Source organism: Spiroplasma taiwanense CT-1 (genome assembly GCF_000439435.1).
In the GTDB taxonomy this organism is placed as follows: Bacteria; Bacillota_I; Bacilli_A; order Mycoplasmatales; family Mycoplasmataceae; genus Spiroplasma_A; species Spiroplasma_A taiwanense.
In genome coordinates, this window is record NC_021846.1 from 440,307 (window position 1) to 453,779 (window position 13,473).

Annotated in this window: 16 protein-coding genes; 15 read left to right on the forward strand and 1 reads right to left on the reverse strand. The window is 23.0% G+C overall.

The features are described 5' to 3' along the window. The first annotated feature begins 5 nt into the window (after nucleotides 1-5). The 4 genes from STAIW_RS02210 to STAIW_RS02225 all read left to right on the forward strand — a co-directional run bounded on the left by STAIW_RS02210 (nucleotide 6) and on the right by STAIW_RS02225 (nucleotide 2,000). Nucleotides 6-767, forward strand: a complete 762-nt coding sequence (locus STAIW_RS02210) for a ParB/RepB/Spo0J family partition protein (protein ID WP_020834231.1) — start codon at nucleotides 6-8, stop codon at nucleotides 765-767. Nucleotides 768-800: 33 nt separating this feature from the next. Continuing rightward, nucleotides 801-1,052: a hypothetical protein gene (locus STAIW_RS02215; protein ID WP_020834232.1), complete on the forward strand. Its 252-nt coding sequence runs from the start codon at nucleotides 801-803 to the stop codon at nucleotides 1,050-1,052. Between the two features lie 181 nt (nucleotides 1,053-1,233). Further along, nucleotides 1,234-1,623, forward strand: a complete 390-nt coding sequence (locus STAIW_RS02220; protein ID WP_020834233.1) for a single-stranded DNA-binding protein — start codon at nucleotides 1,234-1,236, stop codon at nucleotides 1,621-1,623. Between the two features lie 176 nt (nucleotides 1,624-1,799). After that, the gene (locus STAIW_RS02225; RefSeq protein ID WP_020834235.1) at nucleotides 1,800-2,000 is read left to right on the forward strand and encodes a hypothetical protein; all 201 of its coding nucleotides are present in this window, start codon (nucleotides 1,800-1,802) and stop codon (nucleotides 1,998-2,000) included. An 80-nt stretch (nucleotides 2,001-2,080) separates the two neighbouring features. On the opposite strand, the gene STAIW_RS02230 is transcribed toward STAIW_RS02225, so the two are convergent. Beyond that, nucleotides 2,081-2,335: a hypothetical protein gene (locus STAIW_RS02230; RefSeq protein WP_020834236.1), complete on the reverse strand. Its 255-nt coding sequence runs from the start codon at nucleotides 2,333-2,335 to the stop codon at nucleotides 2,081-2,083. A 56-nt stretch (nucleotides 2,336-2,391) separates the two neighbouring features. Between STAIW_RS02230 and STAIW_RS02235 the strand changes: the two genes are divergently transcribed. From STAIW_RS02235 to STAIW_RS06185, 11 genes are all read left to right on the forward strand, one after another. Beyond that, nucleotides 2,392-4,206 (forward strand): type IA DNA topoisomerase, encoded by a 1,815-nt coding sequence (locus STAIW_RS02235; protein WP_020834237.1) that lies wholly within the window; start codon nucleotides 2,392-2,394, stop codon nucleotides 4,204-4,206. 60 nt (nucleotides 4,207-4,266) lie between these two features. After that, nucleotides 4,267-4,956: a hypothetical protein gene (locus STAIW_RS02240; RefSeq protein WP_020834238.1), complete on the forward strand. Its 690-nt coding sequence runs from the start codon at nucleotides 4,267-4,269 to the stop codon at nucleotides 4,954-4,956. 145 nt (nucleotides 4,957-5,101) lie between these two features. Next, nucleotides 5,102-5,320: a hypothetical protein gene (locus STAIW_RS02245; protein ID WP_020834239.1), complete on the forward strand. Its 219-nt coding sequence runs from the start codon at nucleotides 5,102-5,104 to the stop codon at nucleotides 5,318-5,320. 1 nt (nucleotide 5,321) lies between these two features. Then, a complete protein-coding gene (gene mobL, locus STAIW_RS02250; RefSeq protein ID WP_020834240.1) occupies nucleotides 5,322-6,836 on the forward strand; it encodes a relaxase MobL in 1,515 nt (504 codons plus the stop codon). A gap of 50 nt (nucleotides 6,837-6,886) precedes the next feature. Further along, nucleotides 6,887-7,138, forward strand: coding sequence for a hypothetical protein (locus tag STAIW_RS02255; protein WP_020834241.1), 252 nt, complete (start codon nucleotides 6,887-6,889; stop codon nucleotides 7,136-7,138). Beyond that, nucleotides 7,138-7,521 carry a hypothetical protein gene (locus STAIW_RS02260; RefSeq protein ID WP_020834242.1) on the forward strand — a complete coding sequence of 128 codons (384 nt, stop codon included), beginning with the start codon at nucleotides 7,138-7,140 and terminating at the stop codon, nucleotides 7,519-7,521. The genes STAIW_RS02255 and STAIW_RS02260 overlap by 1 nt, the downstream gene beginning before the upstream one ends. Beyond that, the gene (locus tag STAIW_RS02265) at nucleotides 7,521-9,635 is read left to right on the forward strand and encodes a type IV secretory system conjugative DNA transfer family protein (RefSeq protein ID WP_020834243.1); all 2,115 of its coding nucleotides are present in this window, start codon (nucleotides 7,521-7,523) and stop codon (nucleotides 9,633-9,635) included. The genes STAIW_RS02260 and STAIW_RS02265 overlap by 1 nt, the downstream gene beginning before the upstream one ends. Before the next feature lie 65 nt (nucleotides 9,636-9,700). Continuing rightward, complete coding sequence (locus tag STAIW_RS02270; RefSeq protein WP_020834244.1) at nucleotides 9,701-11,446, forward strand: AAA family ATPase; 1,746 nt, start codon at nucleotides 9,701-9,703, stop codon at nucleotides 11,444-11,446. A gap of 148 nt (nucleotides 11,447-11,594) precedes the next feature. Beyond that, nucleotides 11,595-12,128: a hypothetical protein gene (locus STAIW_RS02275; protein ID WP_020834245.1), complete on the forward strand. Its 534-nt coding sequence runs from the start codon at nucleotides 11,595-11,597 to the stop codon at nucleotides 12,126-12,128. A 78-nt stretch (nucleotides 12,129-12,206) separates the two neighbouring features. Continuing rightward, nucleotides 12,207-13,289, forward strand: a complete 1,083-nt coding sequence (locus STAIW_RS02280) for a glycoside hydrolase family 1 protein (protein ID WP_201764825.1) — start codon at nucleotides 12,207-12,209, stop codon at nucleotides 13,287-13,289. A gap of 7 nt (nucleotides 13,290-13,296) precedes the next feature. Then, nucleotides 13,297-13,467 carry a hypothetical protein gene (locus tag STAIW_RS06185; RefSeq protein ID WP_020834246.1) on the forward strand — a complete coding sequence of 57 codons (171 nt, stop codon included), beginning with the start codon at nucleotides 13,297-13,299 and terminating at the stop codon, nucleotides 13,465-13,467. The last annotated feature ends 6 nt before the right edge of the window (nucleotides 13,468-13,473 follow it).

The following is a 13,473-nucleotide window of genomic DNA, read 5'->3' on the forward strand; positions in this document are numbered from 1 at the left end:
TTAATATGTTTAAAACAGAATTAATTGAAATTGCTAGAATACAACCTAATCCTTCTCAACCAAGAAAAACAATTAATAGAGATTCGATTATTGAATTAGCAAATTCTATTTTAAAAGTAGGTTTACTTCAACCAATTATAGTTAATATTAATACCAAAAATGAGGTAAGTTTAATTGCTGGGCAAAGAAGGTTAGAAGCTTATAAATATTTAAATAAAAAACATATTGAATGTATTTTAGTTCCAGGAGATGCCAGTCAGAAAGATTTTAAACAAGCATCCATAATAGAAAACGTTCAAAGAGAAGAAATGACTAATTATGATACTGCATTACCCTTAAAAGAACTTAGAAATGACGGTATGAATTTAGAAGAAATTTCAAGTCAATTGGGTAAATCAATAAGTTGAGTTTCAAAAATGTTATCGGTTTTAGAATTAAATAATGATGTTCAACAACAAGTTATAGATGGTAGTTTAGACATTTCAAAAGCAGTAATTATAGCTAGTCAACATGATTTATCCGATCAAGAAAAAACAATTTTAGCTAATGATGTAGTAGAAAATAAAATTACTAAAAAAACATTGGAAGATAAGGTTAAAAAAATCAAAAATTATATAGACCCTGAAATTATTCAAATGCAAAATCATATTCAACAGAAATTAGGAACTAAAATTGAAATTAAAGAAAAAAAACTAATAATGCATTATTTAGGAATTGAAGATTTGAACAAAATTCTTGAAGTTTTAAATTTGAATTATAAGGATTAGAAGTAATAATGAATAAAAAAGAAGGTGAAACTTATGGGATACAATTTGCTATCAAGAGAGCATTATTTGTGATTAGTAAATATTTCAAAAAATAATAATTATGATGATATACATGAAGCAATGAAAATTATAAAGTATCAAAAAAAAGAAGCTGAAACATTGAAAGAAAAATGGATTAATACATCAAAATTAAGTAGAAACCAATATTGAATATTATCTAGTTTATTGGAAAAATATAAATATAATGACATATTAAATGCTTTAACAAATATCTTTAGTAAATAAAGAAACTCAAAAATAATTAATAACATACTTTTTAAAGATATGTTATTATATTTATAAGGTAAATAGAGCACTAGTTTTGTAGCTAGACTCTATTTTTTTATATTTTGTGTAACTAGTTATAAGGCTAGTTTTTTATTTACCTGATATTTATTTTCTCATTAGAGATGAAAGGAAAACAACAATGAATTCAGTAAATTTAATAGGAAGAATAACAAAAGATCCTGAACTAAGAAAATCTTCAGGAGGTAAAGACTATGTAGCCTTTACTGTTGCAGTAAATGAATTTTCAGGAGGGAATCAATTTACACAATTTGTTCCATGTTTTGCTTGGGAAAAAACAGCAGAAAATATGGCAAAATATGTAAAAAAAGGTGCACAAATTGCAGTTGAAGGAAATTTAAATGTTAGACAAGATAACAACAATGGACAATTTTCTACAGTTATTTCTGTTAGAGCGAATAGAATCCAATTTTTAGCATCAAGACATAATGATGAGAATCAACCACATGATTATGAATTAGTTGAAGAAGATACTTGAACTAATGATGATTCTATTTTATGAGAGGACTAATTATGAAAAAACATTGGTTAAAATTTGTACAAAATGTCTTTTAAAAATTAAAGAAAATCAAAGAATTAATTCATTTAAAAATATTGATATTTTTGGGAATGACATTTATGAATATGTTCATGAAAGTTGTACTAGCATTATTGACTAAAAAACATTTAAAAAAGGAGGATTAACAAATGATCAACAAAATTATTAATAAAACTTTTATTAAACTTAATAAAAAAGCAAAACTTAAATTATTAAATGCTCATGGAAATTATAGAAAAACTTTAAAACATAAAGTACAAAATCAAAAGATGCATAAGATAAATTTTAAGGTAAAGAAAAATATTCAAAAGAGTTATGGTATTGCACGTCAAAACTGAACTTTCTTTTAACTATAAAAACTATTTAAATAAGTTAATTGTTAATATTTCTATGATTCTAAAAACAATTATATAAAAAATAACCTGAGAGGTTATTCTAAATCAGTTAAGTTTAAATTTATAATTTTTTCTCTATCTTGGAATACCGCCAGATTTGAATTATTTTTTCCACTAAATGTTCATATAGTTTCAATAGTTTGGTCTTCGTTTGTCTTATTAAATAATATCTGTGTAATTTTAAGAGTATCCTCATCAAAAATTGGTTCTAATTCTTTAAATTTTTGTAATACTTTTTTCTTAATATCTTTTTTTACTCTATTTAATAAATTTTCTTTTTCTGTAAACATTTTCTTTTTCCTTTATTTATTTAATTATACCTTATTAAGAAAGAAAGAGAGATAAGATGACTAAACTAGTTATATTGGAATCGCCAGGAAAAATTAAAAAAGTAAATCAATTTTTAAATGAAATTGATAAAAACAATAATTATATTGTAAAGGCTTCTGTAGGACACGTTAGAGAACTATCACAAGAGAATGAATACAATATGGGATTAAAACTTAACTCAATGGAACCTATTTTTAAAGTTTCTCTTGATAAAAAAACTATTGTAAATCAATTGATTGAATACTCTAAAAAAGCAGAACAAATAATAATTGCTACAGATCCTGATAGAGAAGGAGAGGCAATCGCTTGACATTTATATCAATTATTAAAACCATATAATCAAAATTTTAAAAGAATGAAACTTAATGCAATTACAAAAGAATGTGTACAAAAAGAAATTTTAAATTTGGGATCTATTGATCAAAACTATGTTAAAAGTGCATTAACAAGACAAATCATTGATAGAATAGTTGGCTTTAGAATTTCTCCTGTTTTGCAAAAAACTATTGGGGCAGCAAGTGCTGGTAGAGTTCAAAGTGCTGTTTTAAGAATTTTATGTGATAGACAAAATGAAATTGATAATTTTAGTAAAAAACAATATTTTTATTTGCAAGATGAAGTAATTGATCAATTAATATTTAAGAATTGCATTTATAATGAACATAATAAATTAGTTATTAATAAAATATATGATAAATCAAAGATATTAGAACTAAAAAATAATTTAGATATTAAATTTTTAATCCAAGATATAAAAGAAACTAAATTTGAAGAAAATCATTATAAACCTTTTTCAACAGCTGACATGTTAAAAGCTTCAAAATCTAAATTAAAGTTAAAAGCAAATGTAACAACGAATATAGCTCAGAGTTTGTATGAAAAGGGATTAATTACGTATATTAGAACAGATTCAAATAATTTGGATAAAGAAACAAAAAATAGTTTAATTAATTTTATAATTTCCTATTATGGAGAAAATAAATTAGGAAAATTAATTAAAACTCAGATAAAGGAAACCGATCAAGAAGGACATCCAGCAATTACTCCAACTCATTTTGAATGATTGCCAGGAGAAATTGAAAAATATTGTACTGAATCATTATCTAAAAATGAAAAGTTGTTATATTGATTAATATGGCAAAATACAATTAATTCAATTTATCAAAAACCATCTGGAATAAGAAAAGAAATATTTTTAGAAAATAGGAAAAATTTATTTTATACTACAATTAAAAGCTATAATGTTCTTGGATATTATGAAATTGATGAATCATTAAACGTGGAAGAAAATATTAAATTTAATTATTCAAAGAATAGTTTTATTAATGTAAATAATATAAAAATCGTTGAAGATTATGATAAACCACCAAGTAAATTAAATGAGATAACTTTGATTGAACAATTACAAAAACTAGAAATTGGCAGACCAAGTACATATAAAAATGCTATTGAAATAAATGTCTTAAGAGGTTATGTTGATGTAGAAAAAAATAAATCAGAATCAATGACTGTAAATGATTTAGGATTAAAGGTTAATGATTTTTTAGTAAAAAACTTTATTGATGTAATAAATTTAGACTTTACAAAAAATATGGAAAAGGATCTAGATTTAATTGCAACAGGCCAAATAAGTGATTTTAAGGGCTATTTAAAAACGTTTTATACTAAATTAGATAAAATAACTTCGGATTATAATTATGATGGAATGAAGTGCTTAAAATGTAATAAAGGCTATATGATTGAACGTTCGTATATAGATAAAAAAACTAAGAATACAAGAAAATTTTTAGGATGTAGTAATTATCCTGAGTGTAAAAATGCAGAATTTTAAAATACCTTTATTATAGGTATTTTTTTGTTATTATTAAATTATTAGTAAGGACAAATTGGTATGAGTTGATTAGATGTTTTACAATATATAATTTCTCCAATAATTGGTGGATTAATCGGTTTTTTAAGTACTTATTTTATTTTTTTGATAACCAAAAAATCTGAAAATAACTGAAAAGAAACTTTAAAACTAAATTTAGAGTCAAGACATAATAATGAACATTTACTAAAACTGTATTTTCAAAAATATTTTATTAACTTTGTAAATGAATGTACAATAAATCAAAATCATTTTTGAAAAAAAATAAATAAACTTTATATTAAATTATATAATTTGCAAATGGAAATATGGAATTTAAATCCTGAATATATTTATAAGGAATTTAAAATTCATTTACTTCTAGAACTTAGACCAAATTTTGTAGAATCATATAATTTATTTGAATATTCTATAAATAAAACCCAAAATTATAAATTGACACCTTCGATTTTTATTAAACAATTAGAAGTATTTAACTTAGAGTATAGTTTTGGAATTAGAAATGAAAATACAAATACTTATATAAAATATCCTGATTTATTTCATCTCAGCGCTATAAAGATTTTACAAAATAAAAATTGGAAATCTCCGAAAATTCTTATGAAATCAACTAAAAAGTATTTAACTAAAATAAATAAATTATTAAAGAACAATAAAGATATAAAACAAAACTATATAAAAATATGCATTGAATTTAAAAGTCCAATATAAATTATTGTGTTATTATATTTATAAGGTAAATAGAGCACTAGTTTTGTAACTAGCGACTCTATTTTTATATTTTGTGTAACTAGCTGCAAGGCTAGTTTTTTATTTGCCAAGATAATTTTCCCTGGGGAAATAGAAAGGTAAAAATATGAGTAAGTTTGAAAAATTAAAAAAAGTTATTTTAGATATGTGAGATGAAGATGAACTTAAGGAATATGAAGAACTTTGTCAAGATATTGAAAATGAAGTAGTTTTTTCATATGAAGAAAATGAAAGACACACTCAATTAGAAGAAAAATATTCAATTTTAAGCATTTTAAAATCAGAAATAAAAAGCATCGAAAATAAATTAGAAATGGAAATATAACATGATCAAAGATGCACCAGGAGTAATTTTTAAGGTTTTAAAATATAATAAATCAACAAATAGTAATCAATCTAAGAAGTCACGTGATCATTATTATAAAAATGGAAGTTATTTAGATTATATTTTAAGACCTGATGCAATTTTCAATTTGGATTTAACAGACGAAGAAGTAACTAAACTATATAATTTGAGAAATGGTAATAATTCTCAAAAAAATGAATATCGAAAAATATTAAAAGGAATTAATTCAAAATTTAAGTCAACGGGATTATACGGAAAAAACGGAATTATGAATGAAGATCAAGTAAAAGATTTAAGAAAAAACATGAAAAAATTAGATGATAATCAAATCATTTGAGATACTATAATTTCATTTTCAGAAAAATTTATCAAGAACAATAGTTTATACACTCCTGAAAAGATTGAAAAAGCTTTAAGTAAAGAAATTCCAAAATTTTTAAAAAATAATGGAATGAATCCAGAAAAAATGGAATGATTTTATACAATGCATACAAATACTGATAATAATCATATCCATTTAGGTTTTTATGAAAAGGAACCAACAGATTTTGATTGAATACGAGATAAGGATAAAAATCAAGTTTTAAATAAATATGGTAAGCCAATTGGTAAAAGAATTTATAAACGAACTGGAGTATTAAAAAGTAAAGCAGAGTTTAGAGCAGGAATAGATTTAGAAATTCAAAAGGAGTTTATTAATAGTCAAAAATTTAATAAAGATAAATCCCATTTAAGAACACAATTTAAAGAATCATGATTTGAAATAGATAAAATAGATAATAAAATATCGTGAAATGAGTGTAAACAAATTTATGTTGATATAAATAAATCTAAAGTTGAGTTATTAGATAAAATTGAAATGTTTTCATATTCTTTAAAAGAAAAATTACTCTTAAATTTTGAAACTTTTAAAGATATTCCTATAAAAAAAATAGGATATGGAAGTAAATTTTTAACAGAAACTGATAGAGAAATGATAGATGAAATTACAAAAGATTTTATTAATAGTGATTTAAATTTGAAAAATACATACGATTCTTTTATTAATGAGAATAATGAAAGGGCGGATAAAATTTCAAAAATATATGCAATGTATGAATTTGATGAACTCAAAATTGAAGAACAGCCAATATCATTAACAACTGAAGATTTACTAAAAAATGAAAAAGATTGAAATTTAAATGATCCTATTGATAAGTTAAAATTTCAAAGATTAAAATTTAGAAATCAACATATAAAATCAAAAAATATTGATGGATATTATCAAGGTGTACTTCCTGAATTTGGACAAAAGCTATTAAGAAAAATAATTAATAAATGAAAAGCTGATGAATGAAAACCAAAACCGTGACTTGAGTTTAACCCTAGCGGCTATAAACGTAATAAAAAATATTTCAGTAGTTTATTATATTTACCCAAAAATTTGTTCAAATTAATTCAAAAAGAAAAACAAAAAGCAATAAAAACTGCTAATAGAATTGAACATGACATTTAAATTTATAAAGAAAAACAAATTCAAAAAAATGAAAGGGAGCTGAAATAAAAATGTTTTTAACAATAATAGTATCAAGATACTTATCTGCCTTTGCAACATTATTTTTATTATTCATATTTTTCTTTAGTTGAAAACTAATCAGATTAAAATATAAATTAAAGAAAGATATAAATGTTGAAGCTGAATCCAAATTTAAAGTAAGAGCAATTAAAATAAAGAAAAAAATAATAATTGGGTTAATAATTTCTATTTGCTTATTTGTAATTTTTACTATAGCAACCTATTTAATGGTATATGCATAATGAAAGATACTAAATGATTTAATTCAAATAGAAAAATCTTATTATTTATTTTATTATTTGTTTCTGTAATATCAATTCCTTTAACTTTTATAATTTTTGTTTTTATAATTTTATTGTTCAAATATAGATTTGATTATAAAAAAATTATTGATGTAGTATTTAATTTGAATTTTGAAAATGAAAGCACGTTGCTGATTTTAGTGGCAATAATTATTATTGCAATCCACATTATTGCTATATTAGTATTAATTCATCTTAAAGGAAAAGTAAAGGATACAAGATTAATTAGAGAAGCCAAAGAAAAAAGTTTTGGTAAAGCTAGTTGAATTTTAAATGAGTTTGAAAAACCATTGTCTAAGTCAGAAAGGAGAGGAAAAAACTAATGAATCGATTATTGCAATTTGAAAATACATTTACAAGAAATTTCACTGAACCAAGTTTCATAACAAGAACTGAATTTGATCATAAAACTAAAAAAATATTATTTTGAGGAATACCTGTAAAAAAAGCAGTACATACTATTACGATTGGTTCAACGGGTAGTGGAAAATCCCAAAGAGTAATTATTCCATCAGCAGTTATTAATGCTCGCTTAGAATTCGAGAAAAAACCATGTATGGTATTTTCAGATCCAAAAGGTGAGTTACAAACAGAATTATCTTCAAAACTGATAACAGAAGGATATGAAGTGTTAATTCTAAATTTACGTGAACCAATGTATTCAAATTCTTGAAATCCCTTAAACAATGCTTATAATTTATTAATATCAAGTATTAATTATGTAAAAGAACATGTTAATGAAAAAACATTTAATACTAAAATTCTTTTCAATGATTATGTTAAAAACTCATTATGTAAAAAACATAAGAAAAATAATTGTGATACTTGTATTAAAGAAATATTAACTATCTCAGATAATATTGATAATGAACAAACAAACAAAAATAGTAATTTAAATAGTGTTAAATATCCATTGATATTAACTTTTAAACCAGTTACTATTTTTGAAATTGATGGTTTTTGATTGGTTGATCCAAATTTGGCTAAGGAACTTATATCTGGTGAAATTAACAAACTAAAAAATTTAGCTTATGGTGAAATTAATGATTTAGCCGCGACCTTATTGAATCCTGGAGCTGATGATAAAAATAAGCAATGATATGATGGTGCACAGGGAATATTTAAGGGCGTAATATTTGCAATGATGGAAATGATCGAAGAAGATATTGATTCAATTAAAGAAAATCAATTTAATATTGTAACTGTTACAACACATTTATCGAACAAAGATAATTTACAAAAATTTTTTAAAAGTTGAAGTGTAGGAAGAGAAACAAATCAATCAGTAATTGCTGCAAATAAAGTGCTTACCTCTTCTCCACAATCTATTGGTAATTTCTTTTCTATTGTATCTACTGCTTTATCTTTATTTGAGGGAAATGAATTAAGAAGTTTATTATGTAAAAATGATATTAATTTATTTGAATTTATTCAAGAAGAAAAACCAAAAGCAATATTTATGGTTGTTCCAGATGATCGAACAGAAAAACATCCTTTAGCAAGTTTATTTATTTCACAATTATATAAAGCGGGTGTTTTTTGTGCGAGTAAAAATTTAGTTAAAAGAGGTAAAGATGCATTAGATAGAGATGTAATATTTTATTTAGATGAATTTGGTAATTTTCCTCCAATTGTAAATTTTTCAACTATCTTGACTGTCTCTAGAGGAAGAAGAATGTTCTTCAATTTAGTTGTTCAAAGTTTTGAACAACTAGAAAAAAAGTATGGAAATAGCGATGCAGAAACAATCAAAGCTAACTGTTTATTGACAGTTTATTTAAGATCTGCAAGTTCAAAAACACATGCTACAATCAGCGAAATGTGTGGTCAAACTACAGTAGAAGTCAGAAATAGTGAACCATCTATTGGAAAAGATGGAAGAAAATATTATCCATATCATTTACAAAAAAAGCCTTTAATTGAACCAAGTGACATAAAGCATATATTTCCAGAGCCCAAACCAGGTGAAACAATATTTAATAAATATGCAATAATAATTTACCAAGATTCAAATCCAAGTATTGTAGAACTTGAATATGCTTTTAAAATGGATTTAACTTTAAAAGAAAATGAAGTTACAGATTTACCCATTAATAATGCTATTGATTTTGAAAATAATTATTATGTTAATTTATTTAAATTAACTATAAAACCTAAGATTCATGACATTGAACAAATAACAGATGATGTTAATTTAAATGAAGTTAATTTAGAAGAGGAAAATCATAATAAATTTAAAAATAGATTGTTTAAAGATTTATCAAATGCAACAGAAAAGGACATTGATGATTTACTTGAATTAAAAACTAAAGAACGTCAAATTAGAAATGATTTATATGTACTTCAGTCACGTAGTGAAGATTTATTAAGTACAGATGAAAAAGAACAAATTAAGAAGTTACAAAAAGAATTAAAATTATTGCTCAAAAAATTATAAACACTTATTAATAAGTGTTTTTTTGATATTATTTAATTAGATAGAAATAAAGGAGAAAATTAATAGTGAAAATTAAATTTTGGATTCAAGATTTTAGATCTATAGTTGAGTTAACAGAAATAGAATTTGATTTTAATAAACCTTCACATATTTTTGGATTAAATAACTCAGGAAAAAGTAATTTATTTAGTGCAATATCTTGATTTTTTGGAAAATTAGGTAATAAAGAAAATATATATACTTTTTTAACTGAAGATGGGATATTAAAATTTGAGGGGGATTATCTAAAATATAAACTTAATCATCTTCCAACTGTAAGGGCAAAATTACCAATGAATGGTTTTAAAATAAAAGGAAAATTTGAAAGAGTTAATAATATAATTAAAGATTATGAACTTAATATTTCTTTTAAAAATGGTTTTTCTTTTGAAGCGACAAAAAAAGAAACAAAAGGTTATATTGATATTTTTTATAATAATTTCGAAAATTACGAAACAGATATTTCAAAATTATTTAATGAAGGTTATAAGAAATTTGAATCATTTTGACCTCAAAATTTTTTTACTGAAGTAATAAGTAATGAAACATCTACTTTTATTCCTAATTTGAATAACTCAAATTGAATAGAAAAATTGAAAAATTACAAAAAGGAAAAATTAGTTAAGGAAATTAAAGAAAAAATGATAAATCTATATGATTTATTATATGAATTATATAATGTTTTAAAAAATGATCGAAAAGGGTTTATTGATATTGAATGAACATGCGACTACATTTCAAATTTAGAGACCGAGAATAAAGTGCTATCTAAGTTTTATTTAGATGATTTTTTCAATGGTACTCTTGATGAAAATTCTAAAACTTTAAAAAGAATTTTAAAATCATTAAATGACGATAATAATATAGAAGAATTACTAGAAAAATATTATAAAACTAATGTTGAAACAGTCAAAGATCAGACATTAAAAACTGGTTATAAATCAAGTTTTGTAAAATTATTTAATAAAAGTTATTCAAAAATATTTAGTAATATGGCAATGTCAAAAGTACCAATTTGTGATATAGATCAAAATACATTAACTATATTAATAAATGAAATTGAAAATAATGGGGATGAGATAATATATGGAACTCCTGAGCCTGAAGAACAAAGCTCTGGTTATAAGGCTATTATTTGATTTTTAATAATGTTTATTTCTTCAATTAAAAGTTCAGATTTTAATCTTATTTTGTTAGATGAACCAGATAAGAATTTACATTATAAACTCCAAAAAAAATTATCTCATTATATGCAAACAGTTTCACAGGATAAAAATGATTGGAAAACATTTATAGGTATAATTTCTCATTCGCCTTTTATGTTATTAAATTTTGATCATGAAATTATTTATGTAACAGACGTTAAAAAAGATGGTTCAACAACATTAACTAAACCTAACGGTAATTTTGATAATATTTTAGAAGAATCATTAACTCCAATTGTTACAGGGTCTATATATAGAGAGTGATTAAACCACTATCTAAAAGAGTACAATAATCCTGAATTATTTTATTTAATTTTAGAAAGTGATTTATATAGTAAAAATATTCAAGACATTGAAACAAATATTAAGAAACAATATAATGAATTGGGAATTAATATTAAAGTTGTTGAAAAAAATTATATATTAAATCCTTTAGAAATTATTGCAGTTAAAGTTGAGGATTCACTACAATTACATAATATTTTAACTACATCGTTTAAAGGAAATACTTCTAAAAAAATCTTAATTTCAACCAAGTTTATTGAAGATATACTAGATATAAAATAAAATTTTTATGTTATTATATTTATAAGGTAAATAGAGCACTAGTTTTGTAACTAGCGACTCTATTTTTATATTTTGTGTAACTAGCTGCAAGGCTAGTTTTTTATTTGCCAAGATAATTTTCCCTGGGGAAATAGAAAGGTAAATAAAAATGAATGGAATAATTCCAAAAAAATTAGGTAGTCAAAAATTAAAAGTTAAAGGAAATGTAACAATAATTGATCTAGTTTGTATATTAGTTTTTATTGTGATTGCTGTAGCTGTGGCCGCACCATTAACAATTATTGGATGATTAGGACAAACTATAATAGGAGTCGCAATTTTTCTAACATTAACAGTCTTATTAATTCCAAATAAGAAGACTGGAATGAGGCTTTATAATTTAATCTATTTTATGTTTAAATTTAAATCTTCAAAAAAAGAATTTTTAAAAGAATCAAGTGAGAATAATACTGCTTTATTAATGCCTTATAAAGAGTTAGTGGACAATAACGATGATTTGGGAATAATAAAAACTGACTTTTTATATGAGAATACTGCTTTTTATATTGCAGCAATTGAAATCGAAGGTTTTAATATATTAAATATGTCCTTTGAAGAACAAGAAAGAAAAATTAATGCAATTAAAAACTTATGAGCAAATCTTGAAATAAACTGTTCTTTGATAAAAATTGAAAAAACTTAAAATTGAAATTTATAGAACATCAATACAATGATCAAGAATGTATATTGATAAAGAATTTAAACAAGTATCTAAGATGCAATTAATTTTTATAGAAATTACTTTTCAGAACTAAAAAAAGCAAAAGTTAGATTAGTTGTAAATTTATTTCATTTTGATATTCCAATCGAATTTTTGAAACAAAAGGGTTTTGAAAATAAACAAATTATTGAAAAATATGTTGAATATGCTAAAGTTTGTTTTGATAATTTTAATGATCTAGTAGATGATTGAGCAACTTTTAATGAACCAATGGCAAATGTTGATTCACAATATTTAAATGGACATCATTATCCAAAAGAAAAAAATTTATATAAATCAGTTCAAGTATTTTACAATATGATGGTTGCTCATGCAAAAGTTGTTAATTTATTTAATAAAAATTATAAAAAACTAAATCAAAAAATAACAATAATTATTTCATTAAATCCAGCACAAGTAAGAGACAAAAATAATCCATTAGATGTTCTAGCTGCAAATAAATGTGATTTACTTGTAAATTTTTCTCAATTAGATCCTGTTTTAAATGGAAAATTTGATTCTCAATTAATTTCAATATTAAAGGAAGAAAATTTATTACCAATTTATAATCAAAATGAATTAAATGAGATTGCTAATGCAAAAATAGATTATATATCTTTAAATTATTACCAACCAATAAGAGTAAAGGAAATTAAAAAAAATTCAAATCACATTATGTCAAAATTTTTTGACTTTTATGATTGACCAGAAAAAAGAATTAATCCATCAAGGGGTTGAGAAATTTATCCAAAAGCAATTTATGATATTGCGATTATTATAAAAAATAAATATAACAATGTTGCTTGAATTATTTCAGAAAACGGAATAGGTGTTCAAAATGAAGATCAATTTAGAGACAAAAATAATGAAATAAATGATCAATATAGAATTGATTTTATTTCAGAACATCTTGAAGGATTACAAAAAGCAATTTCTGAGGGTGCAAATTGTTTTGGTTATTCACTTTGAACTTTTATTGATTGTTGAAGTTGAAGTAATGCATATAAAAATAGATATGGTTTAATTGAATACAATTTAGAGAATGATAAATTTATAAATAAAAAATCAAGTTATGAATTTAAAAAATTAATAGAAAGTAAGTAAAAATAAAATGAGAGTAGCAATTGATATTGGAGAAAAATCTACCAAAATTTGCATTTTAAAGGAACTAGAAATATTAGATAGAGAAGTTATTGAATATAAAGAATTGATTAGTGCTAAAAAATTATATGAAAAAATTTTGCCAATTCTTGAAAATAAATTAACTAAATTTGATATTTAATATATA